The 14325-nt window shown below is 73.5% G+C and carries 9 protein-coding genes; 8 read left to right on the top strand and 1 reads right to left on the bottom strand.

The genetic code is table 11. The features are described from left to right. Positions 1-100: 100 nt before the first annotated feature. Genes R7226_RS02530 through R7226_RS02560 form a run of 7 tightly spaced genes read left to right on the top strand, consistent with a single transcriptional unit; the run spans position 101 to position 8151 of the window. A complete protein-coding gene (locus R7226_RS02530; RefSeq protein WP_318595458.1) occupies positions 101-2182 on the top strand; it encodes a glycosyltransferase family 39 protein in 2082 nt (693 codons plus the stop codon). A gap of 59 nt (positions 2183-2241) precedes the next feature. After that, the gene (locus R7226_RS02535; RefSeq protein ID WP_318595459.1) at positions 2242-2949 is read left to right on the top strand and encodes a response regulator transcription factor; all 708 of its coding nucleotides are present in this window, start codon (positions 2242-2244) and stop codon (positions 2947-2949) included. 10 nt (positions 2950-2959) lie between these two features. Continuing rightward, on the top strand, positions 2960-4423 hold the full coding sequence (locus tag R7226_RS02540) for a sensor histidine kinase (RefSeq protein ID WP_318595460.1): 1464 nt from the start codon (positions 2960-2962) through the stop codon (positions 4421-4423). Between the two features lie 52 nt (positions 4424-4475). Next, positions 4476-5606 carry a bifunctional glycosyltransferase family 2/GtrA family protein gene (locus R7226_RS02545; RefSeq protein WP_318595461.1) on the top strand — a complete coding sequence of 377 codons (1131 nt, stop codon included), beginning with the start codon at positions 4476-4478 and terminating at the stop codon, positions 5604-5606. Between the two features lie 57 nt (positions 5607-5663). Continuing rightward, positions 5664-7007 carry a PKD domain-containing protein gene (locus R7226_RS02550; RefSeq protein WP_318595462.1) on the top strand — a complete coding sequence of 448 codons (1344 nt, stop codon included), beginning with the start codon at positions 5664-5666 and terminating at the stop codon, positions 7005-7007. Continuing rightward, positions 7004-7708 (top strand): MotA/TolQ/ExbB proton channel family protein, encoded by a 705-nt coding sequence (locus tag R7226_RS02555; RefSeq protein WP_318595463.1) that lies wholly within the window; start codon positions 7004-7006, stop codon positions 7706-7708. The genes R7226_RS02550 and R7226_RS02555 overlap by 4 nt, the downstream gene beginning before the upstream one ends. Next, positions 7705-8151 (top strand): DUF2149 domain-containing protein, encoded by a 447-nt coding sequence (locus R7226_RS02560; RefSeq protein ID WP_318595464.1) that lies wholly within the window; start codon positions 7705-7707, stop codon positions 8149-8151. The genes R7226_RS02555 and R7226_RS02560 overlap by 4 nt, the downstream gene beginning before the upstream one ends. Positions 8152-8178: 27 nt before the next feature. On the opposite strand, the gene R7226_RS02565 is transcribed toward R7226_RS02560, so the two are convergent. After that, positions 8179-11553 (bottom strand): glycosyl hydrolase family 95 catalytic domain-containing protein, encoded by a 3375-nt coding sequence (locus R7226_RS02565; RefSeq protein WP_318595465.1) that lies wholly within the window; start codon positions 11551-11553, stop codon positions 8179-8181. Between the two features lie 345 nt (positions 11554-11898). On the opposite strand from R7226_RS02565, the gene R7226_RS02570 reads away from it, so the two are divergent. Next, complete coding sequence (locus tag R7226_RS02570; RefSeq protein WP_318595466.1) at positions 11899-14247, top strand: ATP-dependent Clp protease ATP-binding subunit; 2349 nt, start codon at positions 11899-11901, stop codon at positions 14245-14247. The last annotated feature ends 78 nt before the right edge of the window (positions 14248-14325 follow it).

The raw sequence follows: 14325 nt of genomic DNA on the forward strand, positions 1-14325 counted from the left end.
CCCCCTCTCCGTGCGAGGACGGGGCGCCGCGCACGCCTCCCGGCCACCGCTCGGGCGCCTCCCAGGGTGCTCCCAGGGAGCGGTCGCACGATGCTCGACCATGCGACCGAATCCAGCGAAGCTCGAACATGCCGGCGCGGCCGCCGGCCTCGGCGGCCGGGCCGCCCCGGCAGGCGCGGCGACCGATGCCGCCGCCCCTTCGAAGGCGACCGCCTTCCTGACCGCGCTGCGGCGCCGCCCCGAGCTGCTCGGGCTGCTGGTGCTGGCCGGCGTGCTCTACCTGTGGGCGCTCAGCCGCAACGGCTGGGCCAACACGTACTACAGCGCTGCCGTCCGCTCGATGTCGGAGAGCTGGCACGACTTCCTCTACGGCTCGTTCGACAGCAGCGGGCTGATGACCGTCGACAAGCCGCCGCTGGCGCTGTGGGTGCAGGCGCTGTCGGTCCGCCTGTTCGGCTTCAACTCGCTCGCGATCCTCGTGCCGCAGGCGCTGATGGGGATGGCGAGCGCCGGCCTCACCTACGACCTCGTGCGGCGCCGCTTCAGCCGCGCGGCCGGCTTCGCGGCCGGGCTCGCGCTCGTGCTGACGCCGGTCACCGTCGCGATCTCGCGCCACAACAACCCCGACGCGCTGCTGATCCTCTGCTCGGTCGCGGCGATCTGGTTCCTCGTGCGCGGCCTCGAAGACGGCCGCACGAAGTGGATCGTGCTCGCGGGCGTGATGGTCGGCCTCGGCTTCGAGGCGAAGATGGGCGCGGCGCTGCTGGTCGTGCCCGGGATCGCGCTCGCGTGGCTGTGGACCTCGCCGCGCGGCCGCGGCCTGCTCGACAGCTTCAAGCAGCTCCTGCTCGGCGGGATCGCGCTGGCGGCGGTCGGGCTGGCGTGGCCGCTGCTGGTGTGGCTGACGCCCGCGGCCGACCGGCCGTGGGTCGGCGGCACGACTGACAACTCGATCTGGTCGCTGATCATGGACTACAACGGCCTCGGCCGGCTCGATGGACAGCTCGGCGGGCCCGGCGGCGGGACGGGCGGTCCGGGTGGCGGCGGCGGTGGCGGCTCCGTCTTCGGCGGCGACGCCGGCCCGCTGCGGCTGCTGGGCGAGTCGCTCGGCGGCCAGGTCGGCTGGCTGCTCGGCGTCGCGCTCGTCGGCGGGATCGGCCTGCTCGTCGCGACGCGGCTGCGCCGCTCGGACCTGCGCAGCGGCTGGCTGATCGCGGTCGGCGGCGCCTTCGCCACCAGCGCGATCGCGTTCAGCTTCGCGAGAGGGATCTTCCACCCGTACTACGTCTCGGCGCTGGCGCCGTTCGCGGCGGCGCTCGTCGGCGCGACGGTCGGGCTGGTGCAGGAAGGCGGCACGCGGGCGCGGATCGTCGGCGCGGCGGCCGTCGCCGGCGGCGTGATCACGACGCTGGCGGTCCTGCACGCGACCGGCGACATGGGCTGGCTGGCGCCGGTCGTCGTGCTCGCCGGCGGCGCGACCGTCGTGGCGGTGGCGCTCCCGGGCGTCAGCGGGCGACTGCGCAACGCGGCGCTCGCGGCGATGCTCGCGCTGCTGCTGTTCGCGCCGGCCAGCTGGGCCTTCCAGACGCTGGGCCACGCGACCAGCTCGACCTTCCCCGCGGGCGGACCCGCGGACGTCGGGATGGGCGGCGGGCCGGGCGGCGGCGGGCCGGGCGGGATGGGTGGCAGAGGCGGCTTCGGCGGCGGCCAGGGCGGACCGCCCGGGATGACGCAGGGCGGCCCCCAGATGCAGTTGGGGACGCCTCCCGCCGGGATGACCGGCGGCCCCGGGGGCGGCGGAGGCGGCATGTTCGGCGGCGACGCCAACCTGACCGAGGCGCTCACCTACGTGAACGCCAACGGCGGCGGCACGATCGGCGTCTCCAGCCAACAGGGCGCGGCGACCTCGATCATCCAGTCGGGCGCGAGCGTCGCCGGCATCGGCGGCTTCTCCGGCCGTGAGAGCGAGGTCTCGGTCGACTGGCTCGCGAACGCCGTCGAGAGCGGCGAGATCCGCTGGGTGCTCGTGAGCGACAGCGGCAGCGGCGGGATGGGCAACGACGGCCGCACCGGCTCCACCACCGCGATGGACGCGGCGGCGCAGGTGGGCAGCGAGACGACCGTCGACGGGCTCTACGACCTGCAGGGCACGGCCGACGCGCTGCGGGCGCTGGCGTCATGAGCGCGCTGCGCACAGCCGGCACTCAGGAAGCTCCCAGGTTGGGTAGGGATACTGCAGCCATGAACCCCCAGGGTGACCAGACCCATCGGGTGCTCGTCGTCGATGACGAGCCCAACATCGTGGACGTGATCACGATGGCGCTCAGATTCCAGGGCTTCGAGGTCGCTTCGGCGGCGACCGGTGCCGAGGCGCTGCAGCAGGTGCTCGTGTTCCGCCCGCATCTGCTGCTGCTCGACGTGATGCTGCCCGACATGGAGGGCTTCGACGTCGCCAGACGGCTCGGCGCCGAGCGCGCGAAGGTGCCGATCATCTTCCTCACCGCGCGCGACGCGACCGACGACAGAGTGCGCGGCCTGACGCTCGGCGGCGACGACTACGTCACGAAGCCGTTCAGCCTCGAGGAGCTGGTCGCCCGCATCCGCACGATCCTGCGCCGCAGCGGCGTCGCCGAGGCGGAGTCGAGCAGACTGGTCTTCGAGGACCTCGAGCTGGACGACGACGCGCGCGAGGTGACCCGCGCCGGCGAGTTCATCGACCTGACCGCGACCGAGTACCGGCTCCTGCGCTACCTGATGCTCAACCCACGGCGGGTGCTGACGCGCGCGCAGCTGCTGGAGCACGTCTGGAGCTACGACTTCGGCGGCGACGCGCGCGTGCTGGAGACCTACGTCAGCTACCTGCGCAAGAAGCTCGACGCGCACGGGCCGCCGTTGATCCAGACGGTGCGCGGCGTCGGCTACGCCCTGCGGCTGCCGCGCGCCACGTGAGGCAGCCGCGGTGAGGTCGCTGCGCGCGCGCCTGGTCGCCGGCCTGCTCGCGCTCGCCGCGGTCGGGCTGGTGGCGCTCGCCGGGATCACCTACGCCGAGCAGCGCTCGTTCCTGCTCGACCGCGTCGACCAGCAGCTCGAGGAGGCGCCGATGGCGCTGGCGCGCGCGCTCGCCGAGAACGGCGCGGGCGTCGCGCCCGGACCGGTCGGCGGCGGACTCGGCGGCGGCGGTCGTCCGGCCGGCCCGCCGGGCGGCAAGGAGCCCGGCTTCGGGCTGCCGCCGGGCACCTGGGGCGAGCGCTACGACAGCAACGGCGAGGCGATCGGCGACCCGGTCGTGATCGCCTACGACGAGGACGCCGCCACGCCGCAGCCGAAGCTGCCGGCGGTGATCACGCCGGGTGAGCCGTTCACCGTCGACGCGCGCGGCGACAGCGACGTGCAGTTCCGCGTGCTGGCGTCGAGAGATCCGGCCGGCGCCGGCACGATCGTCGCCGCGATCCCGCTGACCGACGTCGACCAGACGCTCGAGCGGCTGCTGCTCGTCGAGGGGCTGGTGATCGGCGGGGTGCTGCTGCTGCTCGGCGTCGGCGCCTGGCTGCTGGTGCGCGTCGGGCTGCTGCCGCTGGAGCGGATGACCCACACCGCCGGCAAGATCGCCGGCGGCGACCTCTCGCAGCGCGTCGCGGCGACCGACCCGCGCAGCGAGGTCGGCAGGCTCGGCCTCGCCTTCAACGGCATGCTCGACCGGCTCGAGGTCGCCTTCGAGCAGCGGCGCCAGAGCGAGGAGCGGCTGCGCGTCTTCCTCGCCGACGCCTCGCACGAGCTGCGCACGCCGCTCTCCTCGATCCGCGGCTACGCGGAGCTGTTCCGGATCGGCGCCGCGCGCTCGCCCGAGGACACCGAGAAGGCGATGCGGCGGATCGAGGAGGAGGCGACGCGGATGGGGGTGCTGGTCGAGGACCTGCTCGCGCTCGCGCGCCTCGACGAGGTGCGCGAGGCCGAGCACGGCCCGGTCGACCTCGCCGCGCTCGCGCGCGACGCCGTCGACGACGCGCGCGCCGCGGCGCCCGAGCGCGAGCTGACGCTGGGACTGCCGGTCGGCGGCACGGCGGTCGTCGAGGGCAACGCCGCCCAGCTCCACCAGGTCTTGGCGAACCTGCTTCGGAACGCGCTGGTGCACACGCCGGCGGGGACGCCGATCGAGGTCGCCGTCGAGGCGGCCGAGGGCGCCGCCGGCACGACGCGGATCGTCGTGCGCGACCACGGCCCCGGGCTGCCGCCCGACACGGACCCGGCGGAGCTGTTCGAGCGCTTCTGGCGCGCCGAGGGCGGCCGCACCCGCGGCCAGGCCGGCGCCGGGCTCGGCCTCGCGATCGTCGCCGGGATCGTCGACGCCCATCGCGGCGCCGTCGGCGCCGCCAACGCCCCTGGCGGCGGCGCCGAGTTCACCGTCACGCTGCCGTCTCAGTGAATCCCCAGCGAGCGCCCACGGTGCTCGCACGGCCGGGATCGACGCTGGTCCCATGTCAATCGTCACCTCGGCGCCCCAGGTCGAGATCGTCGTCCCCGTGTACAACGAGCAGGCGACGCTCGAGACCTGCGTGCGGCGCCTCCACCGCTTCCTCACCGCCGAGCTGCCGTTCTCGTGGCGGATCGTCGTCGCCGACAACGCCTCGGTCGACGCGACCGAGCGGATCGGCCGGGCACTGGCCGGCGAGCTGCGCGACGTCGCCTACATGCGGCTGGCGCAGAAGGGCCGCGGTCGCGCGCTGCGGGCCGCCTGGTCGGCCTCCGGCGCGCGCGTCGTCGCCTACATGGACGTCGACCTCTCGACCGACCTGCGCGCGCTGCTGCCGCTGGTGGCGCCGCTGCTCTCGGGTCACAGCGACGTCGCGATCGGCACGCGCCTGGCGCACGGCGCGCGCGTCGTGCGAGGGCCGAAGCGCGAGCTGATCTCGCGCTCCTACAACGCGATCCTCCACACGGTCCTGAGGGCGCGCTTCAGCGACGCGCAGTGCGGCTTCAAGGCCGTCCGCGCCGACGCGCTGGCGACGCTGCTGCCCGACGTCAAGGACGAGGGCTGGTTCTTCGACACCGAGCTGCTCGTGCTCGCGCAGCGGCGCGGCCTGCGGATCCACGAGGTGCCGGTCGACTGGGTCGACGACCCCGACTCGCGTGTCGACATCGTCTCGACCGCGAAGGCCGACCTGCTCGGCGTCTGGCGGCTGCTGCTCGACAGCCCGATCGTGCGCTTCATGTCGGTCGGCGTCGCCTCGACGCTCGCCTACGCGCTGCTGTTCGTGCTGCTCAGCGGCGGCCTCGCGCTCGGCGCCGCGCTCGCGAACGTGATCGCGCTCGGCACGACCGCCGTCGCCAACACGGCCGCCAACCGCCGCTGGACCTTCGGCATCCGCGGCAGCGCCGAGCGCGTGCGCCAGTACGCGCAGGGCGTCGTCGTCTTCGTGCTGACCTTGGCGCTGACCAGCGGCGCGCTCGCGACGCTGCACGGGATCGACGCGGATCCGGCCGGCTGGGTCCAGCTGAGCGTGCTCGTCATCGCCGGTCTGGCGGCGACGGTGACCCGCTACGTCGCGCTCAAGAGCTGGGTGTTCGTCCGCGCGGTCGGCCGTCCCACCCCTCTTAGGGACGCCTAATCCGTAGTAAGGTTGCGGTGACGCGGCGTTGCTCCGACGGCCTTCGCGTCACCGCCCATGCGCCGCTCGAACGACCGTCTCCGTGCCACGGCCCGCCAGCATCCGCTGCGCGCGCTGCTGGCTCTCGCGGCGCTGCTGATCGCCTGTGCCGTGCCGGCGCAGGCGCAGGAGGCGCCGCCGGCGGGGACGGCGCAGGATCCGATCGTCTCGATACAGCCCGCCGACCCGGCCGCCGCGCCGCTGACGATCCCGTGGTCGAGACTGATCAATCACCTCTCGGGCGCCCCGTTCTGGGTGCCGGACGGCGAAAACGGCCAACGCAGCGTGATGGCCTCCGTCTCGCTCAGAACGATCCTCAACCTGTTCGACCTGGAGCTGACGACCTACAACGCGGTCGCGGCCCCGCGCGCCGGCACCTACGACCTCGTCATGAGCGGGCAGTCGCTGATGGCGAACAGCATGACGGCGGGTGTCTTCCAGGACACCGACGGCCAGCTCAAGCTCGTGCGCTCGGCGACCGGCGACGACGCGAGAATCATCGTCGTGCCGTCGGCCGACAACGTCCTGCGGCTCAACCTGCGCCAGGAGCCGGCGGTCACCGCGCTGCCGTCCGGGGTGCGCGAGGGCGGATCGATCAGATTCGTCGTGACGGTGCCGTTCGGCTACGACCCGGCGTCGTTGACGTACGAGTGGTACATCAACGACGCGGCGGGGACGCGCTTCAAAACCAGCGAGCCGGGGACCGTGCGCAGATTCGACGAGGCCGGTGACTACAACGTGACGGTCACCTACCTCCAGAACGGCCGACCGATCGACAGCGGGCAGGGGCTGACGTCGTTCGCGGTCATCTCTCGCGAAAGACCCGACGACGGCTATCTGCCCGAGAGAGACAGAGACAGGGTCAGAACGGCCGGCGGCAGAGGCAAGGGCGTCAGAGACGCGCCGCAGGAGGACGCGCCCGACGACGCCGCGACCGACGCGCCGGAGGTGCCGCAGACGAGCGGCGACGGCAGCTACAACGGCGGCGGCAGCAGCGGCTACACGCCGCCGGCGCCGGCCGCGACGCCGCCCCCGACGCCCGACCCCGCGCCGACCGCCCCGGCCACGCCGGTGAGAAGAGCGCCGCAGAGAAGAGCGCCGGCCAGAAGAGCGGCCGCGCCGGAGCTGCCGCAGGGCGAGACGGTCGACGGCTACCTGCTCGCCTCCGCGACCGGCGTGCCGGTCGTCCCGAGCGCCGCCATCACGCCCGCCGACCAGGAGCTGCTCGGGTTGAAGCCGCCGCAGGCCGACAGATCGCTGCACGTGCCGACCGGCGTGTGGGTGGCGCTCGGCCTCCTGCTGCTCGTCGTGCTTGGATGGGGGCTCGAATCCCGCACGACGCTCCCGTACTTCAGACCATGACGATCGAAAACATCCTCTTCGAGATCTCCGACGCGCTGCGCTACCCGGTGCTGATCGGCTCCGTGCTCGCGCTCATCGTCGCGATCGCCGAGGTCGGCAGCCTGCTCGCCGAGCAGCGCCGGCGCCGCGTCCGCAGCGTCGCGCGCACCGAGCACGCCGTCGACCTCGCGCGCGAGGCGCTCGCCGCCGGCGACAGAGCGACCGCCCTGCGCGCGGTCAGAAGCGTCGGCTACAACGACGCGATGAACGAGGCGCTGGAGGCGATCGTCGAGCAGCGCGACCATCCCGACGCCGCCAACCGCATCGCCAAGCGCCTCGCCGAGTACGACTACCGCTCGGTCAAGCGGCTGGAGCGGACCCGCATCCTCGTGCGGATGGGCCCGGCGCTCGGCCTGATGGGCACGCTGATCCCGCTCTCGCCGGCGCTCGCCGCGCTCGGCGACGGCGACGTCGAGCGGCTCACCGACGACCTCCGCGTCGCCTTCAGCGTCACCGTCGCCGGCCTGCTCATCGGTGCGATCGCCTTCGCGGTCTCGCTGGTGCGCGACCGCATGTACGACCAGGACTACTCCGACATCGAGTACGTCAACGCGCAGCTGGCGACCTTCCCGGCCGCCGCCCCGCCGCTGCACACCCATCCGCGCCAGAGCGTCGGGATGGAGTCGGCGGCGGAGAAGCTGTCGGCGGAGTCCTCGGCATGACCCGCTACGGACCGCCCGGCGGCGCCCCCGGCCAGCCGACGATCCGTGCCCGCGCCCGCTCGCGCGAGGATCGCGCCGGCGACCCGCTCGACGGGCTCGTCAACCTCTTCGACCTCGGCATCGTGCTGTCGATCGCGTTCCTGCTGTCGTCGCTCTCCTCGCTCAACCTGACCGACGACCTGATCAACAGAACGCCGAACAGAAACGGCGCGCCGGAGGGCTCGATCGTCACGAGAGCCGGCGAGACGGTCAGAACGATCGAGCTGAGACCGGGGGAGAGAGTGGTCGGCCAGGGCGAGAGACTGGGGACCGTCTACAGACTCGCCGACGGGCGCACCGTGATCGTGCCCGACGCCGGCTCGACGCCGGACGCGGGCACGACGCCCGGCGCCGGTACGACGCCGGACGCCGGCACGACGCCCGGCGCGGCGACGACTCCCTAGCCGCCGCCACGCCGCGCTCCTACCGCGTCACCTCCCGCCGACGAACGTGACGTACGGCGCGTCGCCCTGCCCGCTGATGCCGGAGGGCGGCCCGAGCGTCACGCGCCCGGCCGGGAACTGCTTCGTGAAGACGACGAGCGGGTTGTCCTGGCGCCCGGCCGGGACGTCCCAGGCCGACAGGTCGCCGTCGAAGCGCTCCTCGAACAGCGTCGCGCCGGCCGGGTTCGTCACCTTCCAGTCGTCGTAGACGCCGACGTCGCTGCCGCCGAGCGAGACGCCGACTCTGCCGGCGGCGTGGGTCGCGTCGGTGCGCTCGTCGACCAGCGTCCCGTCGACGAACGTGCGGATGCGGTCGCCGATCGCCTCGATCCGCAGCCGGTAGGTGTGACCGGGCGCCGGTCTGATCGGCGAGACCGATCCGAGCAGCGTCGATCTGCCGTTGACCAGCACGCTCATCCGCAGCTGCCCGAGGCCGCCGGGGCTGCCGAGCGGCCCGCCGAGCTGCCAGACGTAGCCGTTTCTGCTGTCGGGCGCGCGGAAGACGACCGCGGCGCCGACCTGCACCTGGTGGACGGAGACCTCGACGACCTGGTCGCCCCAGTCGCTGCCGGCGCGCGTCAGCGTGACGCCGCCGCCGGAGGCGCGGACCTTCCCGCCCTGGATCTGGAAGCGCTGCAGGTAGTCGCGCGTGGCGACGGTCGTGCCGCTGCGCTCGAAGCCCTGCTCGGTCAGCCATGCCGGCCACCATCTGCCCTCGCCGCGCGCGTCGATCGCGACCGCGACCGGCGCCGGACGGCTGAGGTCGAACGACAGGTAGTCGGTCGGCGCGGTGACACGCGCGTCGGCGGTCGCGCCGCGGATCGTCGTCGCGCCCTCCAGCGCCGGCGGCAGCGCGGCGATCGTGTCGGAGCGGTCGACGTAGAGCTGCGCGCCGACGCGCGCGGGCGTCAGCGCGTGCAGCTTCTCCGGCGCGACGTTTGCGACGAGGTCGCTGGCGATCTGCGCGCTGGGCTGGCCGCTCGCGACGCCGAGCGTCCGCTCGCCGAGCCGCTTGACGGTGCTTGCCGGCGCGCCCGCGAGCGTGCCGAAGCGGAACGACGCCGCCGGGCGGGCGACCCGCTCCAGCGTGTAGGCGCGGCCGCGCTGGAGCGGCACGTCGACGGTCGCGGCGCGCGTCGGCCGCACGACCGTGCCGCCGCCGTCACCGCCGTGGCCGCCGCGCCCATGGCCTCTGCCGCGGCGGTCGGCCGCGACGACGCGCACCCAGGCGCCGGGCCACGGGTTGGCGATCGTCACGCGCTCGCTGGCGCCGGCCTCGATCCCGACGACCGTCGGCACGCCGTCGGCGAGCTGCGTGCTGACGCGATGCCCGCCGCCGATCTCGACCGAGCCGGAGACGTTCCAGCCGCGCGGCACCGACGCCGCGATCCGGACCGTTCCGTCATAGGACTGCACGAGCCCCTCCTGCAGCGCGCTCGCGACGATCGCGTTCCACGAGCTGTACTGGTGACGGCCGACGAGCGGGTCGTCGTTCTTGCCGTGGACGGTGAAGCCGTTGGGGTACTTCTGCAGGTCGTCGGTGCCCTGCACGAGCAGCGTCCGCATCTCGTCCGGGAGATGCAGCCGCGCCGCCCAGATCGGGTCCTCGTTCCACTCGCGCGTGAGCGGGAAGACGCGCTGGCGGAAGCTCGCCTGCATCAGCGGCGAGTCGGCGCCGAGCACCCCCCACGGCACCAGCGCCTCCAGCTCGACGTTCTGCGTGTTCTTCGCCGGCTCGTCGGTCGCCGACCAGGCGAGCACCTGCTCGCCGCCGCGGCTGGTCGTCGGCAGCGGCGGCAGCTTCGCGTGGGCGTCGCGCAGCCGCGCCGCCAGCTCGCCGTCGCCGCGCTCGGCGGCCAGCCTCGCGACGATCGGGAAGACGACCCGCATGCCGGCGAGGTCGGGCGCGGGGTCGGTCGTGCCCCACTGCGTCTCGAACGCGTTGACGTTGTTGAGGTGCAGGAGGCCGTCGGCGCCCGCTCTCAGCTGCGAGAGGTAGAAGCGCGCGACCTCGGACATCAGCGGGTAGCCCTGCCGCAGCACGGCCGGGTCGCCGGTGTGGCGGTACTGCTGCCAGATGTCGTGCGAGACCTCGAGGCCGCCGGTGAGGATGCGGTTGGTCCAGCTCGGCTCGCCGGCGGCGACGCAGCCGTCGGCGCTGCCGTCGAAGCGGATCAGCTCCGGCACGCAGGTGCCCTCAGCGCCGGGCCAGTTGGCCTGCGTCCAGGCGCGCAGCCTCGCGAGCCGGTCGGTGTAGAGCCGCAGGTAGGCGTCGTTGAAGGAGGCGGTGCCGGCGCCGAAGTTGGCGAACACCTGCTGGCGCACGTTGAAGTGGAACCAGGTCGACGGCGAGGTGGCTCCGTCGGGCCACGGGTTGAGCATGTTGGCCGCGCCGGCCTGGCCGGTCGGGACGGCGTTGCGCTGGGTGGCGGCCGTCGTGTAGAGCTGCTGCGCGCGCAGCGCCTCCATGTACTCGCCGACGCCGTCGGGCGAGTCGACGCGCAGCGGCGCGGCCTGCTCCCAGAAGGCGTGCCACCAGTCGCGGTGGGGCCGTTCGAGCTTGCTGGCGGGGCCGCCCGCGCCGGCGACCGCGTCGCGCGCGGCGGCGGCGACGTCGCCGCCGTTGTAGGTCGGGACGCCGGCGACGACGCGGAAGCTGCCGTCGCGCTCGGGCAGGAAGCTGATCCGCACGGTGGTCCCGTCGATCGCCTCGGCGCGCACGTCGCGGCCCTTCGCGGTGATCGCGGCGACGGCGCCGCTGGAGACGCCGCTTCTCGCGTCGGAGAAGGTCTCGGCGAGCGCCGCGATCCCGCCGTCGGCGCTGGTCGCCGGTCTGCGCGCGGCCGGCAGCCGCAGCTCGGCCGTCTGCCGTTCGCCGGCCGGCGCGCCGGTCACCTCCAGCACGAGCTGGTCGCTGTCGGCGCGCACGTAGGCGCGCGCGGTCATGCCGCCGCCGCGCTGGCGCAGCTCCGCGTCGTGCAGCGCGAGCCGGCCGTCGTAGTCGGCGGCGCTGGCGAGCCGGAAGAGGCCGGGGACGGAGAGCCGCCCGGCGCTCTTCAGGTCGGGGAAGGTGTCGTTGCGGTTGAGCTGCGCGGTGAACCCGTCGCGCGACCAGACGGCGGCGCCGAGCCGGCCGTTGCCGAGCGGCATGCTCTGCGGCTCGTGCCACGCCGGGTCCTCCAGTACGAGGTCCGAGCGTGAGACGACGCCGGCGGTGTCGACCTGCAGCTCGCCGCCCTTCCACGCGCTCGTCGCGCGTCCGTCTCTGCCGTGCCCGGGGGAGCCTGGCGCCGCGTGGGCGACCGCCGCCCCAGAGGTCGCCAGCGCCGCGGTCAAGGCCGCGGCCATCCATCTCTTCGACAAGACTCTCTCCTCAAGTCAATCGATTGTCCGCGCTGACCCTAGTGCGCCGGGCGAAGCAGATCAATCGATTGTCTTTGTGCTGTCCGGCGATGTGTCGGGAGGCGCGCGGATGGGAATGACGAGCCGGTTGCGGCGCGATCCGGCGCGCGCTCTCGCCATCCGCGCACGCGTCGCGCCGCGCCATCTCGGCGGGTGCCCGCGGCGCCTTCCTACTCTGGAATCACGCATCCCTCGCTGGCGCGTCGGCAACTGTGTGCAAGCGCTCACAGATAGTTGCACACGCAAGCACATCTGGTAATCTGAGTCCTCCCAACTGAGATCCCTCAGAGAGAGACAGAGATTCCAATGGCGAACCACGAGCATTCCAGCACCGGCGGCGCAGAGTCCTGCGCCGTCTGCGGAAAGCGTCCGGGGACCGTTCCGGTCGCTTGGTCCGCGCAGGGTCAGCGCGTCGATGGCGCGCTCTGCGAGACGTGCGCCCGCACGCTGCTCGCCGGCCCGGCCGCCGGCGGCGGCAGCCGCGACCCGCGTCGGCCGAGCCCGTTCGGCGCCTTCCCGCCCGCCGACGGCGAGCGCAACGAGCGCGGCTTCCCGCGCGCCTCGCGCGGCGCCGGCAGCTTCCCGCAGCCCGGTCCGGCGTGGGCGCCCAACCAGCGCGGCGTCGCGACAGCTCACGGCGACGGCGACGACGGCGGCTCCAAGACCCCGACGCTCGACCAGTTCGGCCGCGACCTGACCGAGGACGCGCGCAACGGCCGCATCGACCCGGTGATCGGGCGCGACGACGAGATCGAGCAGACGATCGAGGTGCTGGCCCGCCGGCGCAAGAACAACGCCGTCCTGATCGGCGAGGCCGGGGTCGGCAAGACCGCGATCGCCGAGGGCCTGGCGCTGCGGATCGCGCAGCAGCAGGTGCCTGAGACGCTCCACGACGTCCGCCTCGTCGCGGTCGACCTCGGCGGCATGGTCGCCGGGGCGCAGTTCCGCGGCCAGTTCGAGCAGCGCCTGAAGACCGCGCTGCAGGAGGTCGTCGACAGCGACGGCAAGGTCGTGCTGTTCATCGACGAGCTGCACACGATCGTCGGCGCGGGCGGGGCGGAGGGCGCGATGGACGCCGCCAACCTGCTGAAGCCGCTGCTGGCGCGCGGCGAGCTGCGCGTCGTCGGCGCGACCACGCTGGCCGAGTACCGCAAGATCGAGAAGGACGGCGCGCTCGCGCGGCGGTTCGCGGCGGTCCACGTCGAGGAGCCGACCGTCGAGGCGACGGTCGCGATCCTGCGCGGTCTGCGGTCCGCCTACGAGCAGCACCACGGCGTCAAGATCGCCGACGCGGCGCTCGAAGCCGCGGCGCGGCTGTCGGATCGCTACGTGACCGAGTACCACCTGCCTGACAAGGCGATCGACCTGATCGACCAGGCCTCCGCGCGCGTGCACCTGAACGGTGAGCGCGGCGACGTCGCGAAGCTGCGGCGTGAGCTGGAGCACCTGCAGGCCGAGAAGCAGGCCGCCGTCGACGCGGAGGCGTACGAGGACGCGTCGGAGCTGAAGACGCGGATCGCGCGGCTGGAGCAGCAGATCGAGGTGCTGGAGCCCGGCGAGGCCGTGGCCGGCGAGGCCGCGCGCCCCGGAACGGCCGCCGGCGGACTGGCGGTCACAGAGACCGACGTCGCCGCGGTCGTCGCGGTGCGCACCGGCATCCCGGTCGGCGAGCTGGTCGAAGGCGAGCTGGAGAAGCTGCAGGAGCTGGAGTCGGACCTGCACGATCGCGTGATCGGGCAGGACGCGGCCGTCGAGGTCGTCGCCGACACGATCCGCCGCGCCCGCGTGGGCCTGTCGGAGGGCGACCGCCCGGTCGGCAGCTTCCTCTTCCTCGGCCCGACCGGCGTCGGCAAGACCGAGCTGGTGAAGGCGCTGGCGGAGCGGCTGTTCGGCGACGAGCGCTCGCTCGTGCGGATCGACATGTCCGAGTTCCGCGAGCCGCACACGGTCGCGCGGCTGATCGGATCGCCGCCCGGCTACGTCGGCTACGGCGACGGCGGTCAGCTGACCGAGCCGGTGCGCCGCCGCCCGTACAGCGTCGTGCTGCTCGACGAGATCGAGAAGGCGCACCCCGAGGTCTGGAACGTGCTGCTGCAGCTGATGGACGACGGCCGCCTGACCGACGGCGAGGGCCGCACGGTCGACTTCACCAACACGATCCTGGTGATGACGTCGAACCTCGGCGCCGGCGGCGCGAAGAAGCGCGGCATCGGCTTCACCGCCGAGGAAGGCGGCGAGCTGGACCGCGCGGAGGCCTCGGAGCGGATGATCGCGGCGGCGAAGAACGCCTTCCTGCCGGAGTTCGTCAACCGCATCGACGAGCTGGTCGTCTTCGACGCCCTCAGCGCCGAGCAGATCGAGCGGATCGGCGAGCTGATCGTCGCCCGCGTCGAGGTCCGGCTGGAGGACGAGCGCGAGATCTCGCTCGACGTCGAGCAGGAGCTGATCGCACGCCTGGCGCGCGAGGGCTTCGACCCGCAGTACGGCGCCCGCCCGCTGCAGCGCCACGTGCGCCGCACGCTGGAGAAGGTGCTGACGAAGGCGATCGTCGAAGGTCGCCTGCGTGACGGTGACCGTGTCACCGCCGGCGACGCCGACGGCGAGATCGAGCTGACGATCGAGCCGAGCGCGCTGCCGGAGCCGGTCGCCGCGTAGCAACGAGCCGCGTCCCCGCGAGGCATCCGGTCCAGAGCGTCCACGACGCTCTGGACCGGATCCGTTTAACGGCGCTTT

The organism is Conexibacter stalactiti (assembly GCF_033542075.1).
GTDB lineage: Bacteria > Actinomycetota > Thermoleophilia > Solirubrobacterales > Solirubrobacteraceae > Conexibacter > Conexibacter stalactiti.

Excerpts from the sequence above, each read along its gene's own strand:
- R7226_RS02530 (WP_318595458.1), top strand. The coding sequence starts at position 101 with ATGCGACCGAATCCAGCGAAGCTCGAACATGCCGGCGCGGCCGCCGGC.
- R7226_RS02535 (WP_318595459.1), top strand. The coding sequence starts at position 2,242 with ATGAACCCCCAGGGTGACCAGACCCATCGGGTGCTCGTCGTCGATGAC.
- R7226_RS02545 (WP_318595461.1), top strand. The coding sequence starts at position 4,476 with ATGTCAATCGTCACCTCGGCGCCCCAGGTCGAGATCGTCGTCCCCGTG.
- R7226_RS02550 (WP_318595462.1), top strand. The coding sequence starts at position 5,664 with ATGCGCCGCTCGAACGACCGTCTCCGTGCCACGGCCCGCCAGCATCCG.
- R7226_RS02555 (WP_318595463.1), top strand. The coding sequence starts at position 7,004 with ATGACGATCGAAAACATCCTCTTCGAGATCTCCGACGCGCTGCGCTAC.
- R7226_RS02560 (WP_318595464.1), top strand. The coding sequence starts at position 7,705 with ATGACCCGCTACGGACCGCCCGGCGGCGCCCCCGGCCAGCCGACGATC.
- R7226_RS02570 (WP_318595466.1), top strand. The coding sequence starts at position 11,899 with ATGGCGAACCACGAGCATTCCAGCACCGGCGGCGCAGAGTCCTGCGCC.